The sequence below is a fragment of the Curtobacterium sp. MCBA15_013 genome, assembly GCF_001865095.1.
Lineage (GTDB): Bacteria > Actinomycetota > Actinomycetes > Actinomycetales > Microbacteriaceae > Curtobacterium.
Window position 1 is genome coordinate 2,325 of sequence record NZ_MJGQ01000040.1, and the last position, 1,758, is coordinate 4,082.

Consider the following 1,758-nt stretch of genomic DNA (forward strand, 5'->3'; position numbering starts at 1 on the left):
TCGCCGCCGCGGTCGCCGTCGCGCTCACCGCCGGCACCCTCGCGGCCCTCGCCCCGGTGACGTCGGCCAGTGCGGCGTCGTACCCGAGCTGGTCGGACGTCGAGAAGGCCAAGGCGTCGAAGTCGGCCCAGCAGGCGAAGGTGACCCAGATCCAGGGGCTCATCGCCGACCTCACGGCGAAGGCCTCCGCGGCGCAGAAGTCCGCCGAGGCCGCCGGGACGGCCTACCAGACCGCGCAGACGAAGTACGACGACGCGACGCTGACCCAGAAGAAGCTGCAGTCCCAGGCGGACGACGCCGAGAAGACCGCGACCGCGTCCGAGGCGCAGGCCGGTCAGCTCGCGGCGCAGCTCGGGCGGGCGAGCGCGAACGACGTGACGACCGACATCCTCACGCACCCCACGAAGTCGGGTGACCTGCTGTACGAGCTCGGTGCGATGTCCAAGCTCAGCGAGCAGGCCGACGGCATCTACGCGCAGGCGTCGCAGGACCGCGGCGTGGCGCAGGGCCTCGCCGACAAGGCGGACCGCGCCAAGGAGGCCCTCGGCGACCTCGCCGACCAGGCACAGCAGAAGATGCAGGCCGCACAGACCGCCGCCGACCAGGCGCAGTCCTCCGTGGACGCCCAGGCGGACAACAAGGAGCGACTCGAGGCGCAGCTCACCCTGCTCACCACGAGCGAGCAGAACGTCGAGGCGCGCTACAACAAGGGCGTCCAGGTCGAGAAGGCCCGGCTGGCCCGGATCGCGGCAGCGGCAGCGAAGGCCGCGGCGACGAGCCAGGGCGGGACCGGTGGCGGTTCGCCGAACTCGTCCGGCTGGGTCCGCCCGACCGGCGGGTACCAGACGAGCCCGTTCGGCTACCGACTCGACCCGTACACGAAGAACTACGCCCTGCACGCAGGCGTCGACCTCGCTCCCGCCTGCTACGCCCCGATCTACGCGGCGGCGTCCGGCACGGTGACGTTCGCGGCGAACGGCGGCGGCTACGGCAACGAGGTCGTGCTCGACAACGGCGGCGGCATCTCGACCGCGTACGGGCACATCGTCGACGGCGGCACGCTCGTGTCGGTCGGCCAGCACGTCACCGCCGGGCAGCAGATCGCCAAGGTCGGTTCGACCGGGTGGTCGACGGGTTGCCACCTCCACTTCGAGACCCGGGTCAACGGTTCCGCCGTCGACCCGGTCCCCTTCATGGCAGCGCGGGGGATCTCGGTATGACCGTGTGCGCGCCCGAAAGGCCCTGAACGCCGTGAAGCACTCCGCTCGCACCCTGTCCTGTGGGATCGCGGTGGTGGCCGTCCTCGGGATCGGTCTCTCCGTCGTGGTCGCCGGCCCGGCCCAGGCGGCACCGTCCGCCCCGAGCTGGGACGACGTGCGAGCGGCGAAGGCGGACACCGCCGAGGCCCAGTCCACCGTCGACGAGCTGAGCACCCGGCTGCAGACCCTGCAGGACGCTGCCGACAGCGCACAGGTCGCCGAGCTCCAGGCCGGTCAGACGTACGCCCTCGCGTCGTCGCAGCAGCAAGACGCGCAGGCCACCCTGGACGACCTCACCGCGCAGTCGAAGCGGGCGGAGCGGACGGCGGACGCCTCCGCGCAGCAGGTCGCCGGCCTCGTGGTCGAGCTGTCGCGCACCGGCGGCGGGGACCTGTCCGCGGCGATGCTCATCGACTCGCGGGACTCCAAGGACCTGCTCTACCGGGTCGGCACGATGTCGCACCTGTCCGAGCGCTCCGCGACCGTCCTCGCCCAGGCC

General features: G+C 72.4%; 1 protein-coding gene and 1 pseudogene. Both read left to right on the forward strand.

Going from position 1 to position 1,758, the window contains the following annotated elements; genetic code table 11:
- On the forward strand, positions 1-1,220 hold a 1,220-nt coding region (locus BIV01_RS13800; protein ID WP_071303213.1), incomplete at its 5' end, for a M23 family metallopeptidase.
- 73 nt (positions 1,221-1,293) lie between these two features.
- Positions 1,294-1,758: pseudogene (locus tag BIV01_RS19880) on the forward strand (hypothetical protein); the annotation flags it as partial.